A 2,308-nucleotide genomic window follows, 5' to 3' on the forward strand; every position below is an offset into this window, starting at 1 on the left:
CGTCGCCGCGTCAGGCGCCGTCGTCGCCCGTGCGGCGCCGCGCGAGGTGGTAGGCGGTGGCCAGCGAGCCCAGGATCAGGGCCGAGCCGAGGCCGATCTCCTTCATGTCGAGACCGCCGAGGCTGCCGCCGATCCCGGCCCGCACGCCGTGCCCCTGATGGATCGGCTCGGGGGTGGGCTCAATGGGTCTGCCGCCCGCGACCGTGAGGTGCAGGGTCCGCGTCGGGCCGCGCTTGCACGAGAAGGTGACGGGATAGACGGCGCCCGGCTTGGCGTCCCAGTCGATCGTCGCGCTCGCCGAGCCGCCGCCCTTGCCGATCGAGACCGTGTCGAAGATCCCGGCGGTGACCTCGGTGCGGCGCTCGCAGCCGTGCGAGGTGAGAGTGATCTGCCCGCCGGCGGCGACCGTCGTGGGCGTGATGCCGACCCGGAACGTGTCGGAGTCGCCCGCCGCGGCCGGCAGGGCCGTCAGCGACAGGGCGGTCAGGCAGAGAGCGGCGGCCGAAGCGGTACGTATCGCGCGCATGGGAGATCCTCCGGGTCCACGAGGGGCAGCCGCGGACCGGTTCCGCGTACTACTGGGGACAAGCACCTCGATGCCCGAAACGCTAGGGACACGCCGTGCGGCGCGCGATCGGTGTCGTACGAACGGGGCAACGCGTGTGGGCCGGTCAGGGGAGGTCGGCGCGGACTGACGGCCCGTCGGTCCCCGCCGCGTGCCACACGTGCGGACCCGCGCCGCGCCACTCCACGAGGTGCGGGTCGTCCAGCGTCGTGTCCGCCTCGCCGAGCCCGGCCCGGCGCAGCAGCTCCGTCAGATCCCGGTCGCTGTGGGCCAGCCCCACCGGACGCCCGCGCACGGTGACGTGCCGGCCGCCCTCCGGCGCGGGCGGGTGGACGACGATGGGGGTCTGCCATGCGGTCATGCCCCCAGAGTGCTCCGTACGGCCCCGGGCCGCAGCCCGGAGCCGCCTCACCCGGCGCCGGGGAACAGCATCAGGAACGGTTCGGCCGTCGCCGCGACACCCCGGCTGTAGGGGGCGTCGAAGTCCCAGATGAGGAACAGCAGGAACGCGAACAGGGCGGAGAACAGCCCGGCCAGGATCAGCTCGCGCGGGGTGCGCCGGATCTGCAGCACGAAGATCATGCCGATCGTGACGAGCCCGCCGACGATCAGGCCGAACCAGACGACCCCCGGCATCGTCGCCCCGGTCGAGTCCGCCCGGGCGTTGCGGGCGTCGTCGGCCGCCGTCACCTGGTCGAGCAGCGGCTGATAGGCCTGGGCCTCGAAGTCGTTGCGCGGCTTGTAGTCGGTGACGTCGTGCCGCACCTGGTCGAGCAGTTCGGTGCCCCGGTCGGTGAGCTCACCCTTGGTGCGCATCGCGTGCCACTCGGTCGTCACGACATGGCTGACATACGTGTCGACATCCGCCCGGATCCGGGTGCGTACGTCCGCCGGGTACACCCGGACCCGTTCGTGGACCTCGTGCAGCGCCTGGGCCTCGTTGCGCACATGGTCCTGGGCCGCGCTGCGCGCCTCCCAGACCCCGGCGATGGCCAGACCCAGGACGATCGCGTACACCACGCCGATCATCATCGTCATGTACTCGATGACGTCGGGGGTCTCCGACGGGTCGTCGTCGTCGCCGATCCGGCGCTGTTGCAGCACCTGGACGACGAGGACCACGGCGCACACCGCGATCATCGCGAGGGCGAGTACAAGCCATTCCGACATCTCTTGTCTCCACAGAGGTCAGCGGGGGCGGAGCGCGGCGACCGCGAGCACGGCGGGCGCGGTGATGAGCAGGGTGAGCGTCACGAGCGACGGACCGCCGCTCGGGGGCGCGCGGTGCGCCTTCGGGCGGTAGGCCGGGTAGTGGACGGGCGTCGGGCTCGGCTTCGGCGGCGCCGACCGGGGCGGGGGCGGCTTCGGCTTCGGCTTGGGTACGGGCTTCGGCGGCGGCGGAGGCGGCGGCGGTGGGGGAGCAGGCTCGGGAGCATGGGTCGTCGGAGGGGGCGGCGGAGGCGGCGGAGGTGGTGGCGGGGGCGGCGGAGGTGGCGGCGGGGGAGGCGGGGGCTTGGGGGTGGGCTTCGGCGGTGGTTTCGGTGGCGGCGGGGTCGGTGACGGGCGGCACAGCGCGCCGGGGGCCCGCGCCCCCCCCCCCCCCCCCCCCCCCCCCCCCCCCCCCCCCCCGCCCCCCCCCCCCCCCCCCCGCCCCCCCCCCCCCCCCCCCCCCCCCGCGCCCCCGCCCCCCCGCGCGCCCCCGCCCCCGCGGTCGCGACCCCCCCCCGCGACCGCCACCGGCGC

3 protein-coding genes are annotated in these 2,308 nt (G+C 75.3%); all 3 read right to left on the reverse strand.

Translation table 11 applies throughout. From position 1 onward, the window contains the following. Positions 1-10: 10 nt before the first annotated feature. Positions 11-526, reverse strand: coding sequence for a hypothetical protein (locus ACFW9D_RS38455; RefSeq protein WP_384630134.1), 516 nt, complete (start codon positions 524-526; stop codon positions 11-13). 145 nt (positions 527-671) lie between these two features. Then, on the reverse strand, positions 672-926 hold the full coding sequence (locus ACFW9D_RS38460; RefSeq protein ID WP_188335660.1) for a hypothetical protein: 255 nt from the start codon (positions 924-926) through the stop codon (positions 672-674). Between the two features lie 47 nt (positions 927-973). Beyond that, positions 974-1,735: a DUF4239 domain-containing protein gene (locus ACFW9D_RS38465; RefSeq protein WP_188335659.1), complete on the reverse strand. Its 762-nt coding sequence runs from the start codon at positions 1,733-1,735 to the stop codon at positions 974-976. Positions 1,736-2,308: the final 573 nt, after the last annotated feature.

The sequence above is a fragment of the Streptomyces sp. NPDC059524 genome (assembly GCF_042749255.1).
Lineage (GTDB): Bacteria > Actinomycetota > Actinomycetes > Streptomycetales > Streptomycetaceae > Streptomyces > Streptomyces xanthii.

Bases quoted from the DNA above. Each gene is read 5' to 3' on its own strand.
- ACFW9D_RS38455 (WP_384630134.1), bottom strand. From the start codon at position 526: ATGCGCGCGATACGTACCGCTTCGGCCGCCGCTCTCTGCCTGACCGCC.
- ACFW9D_RS38460 (WP_188335660.1), bottom strand. From the start codon at position 926: ATGACCGCATGGCAGACCCCCATCGTCGTCCACCCGCCCGCGCCGGAG.
- ACFW9D_RS38465 (WP_188335659.1), bottom strand. From the start codon at position 1,735: ATGTCGGAATGGCTTGTACTCGCCCTCGCGATGATCGCGGTGTGCGCC.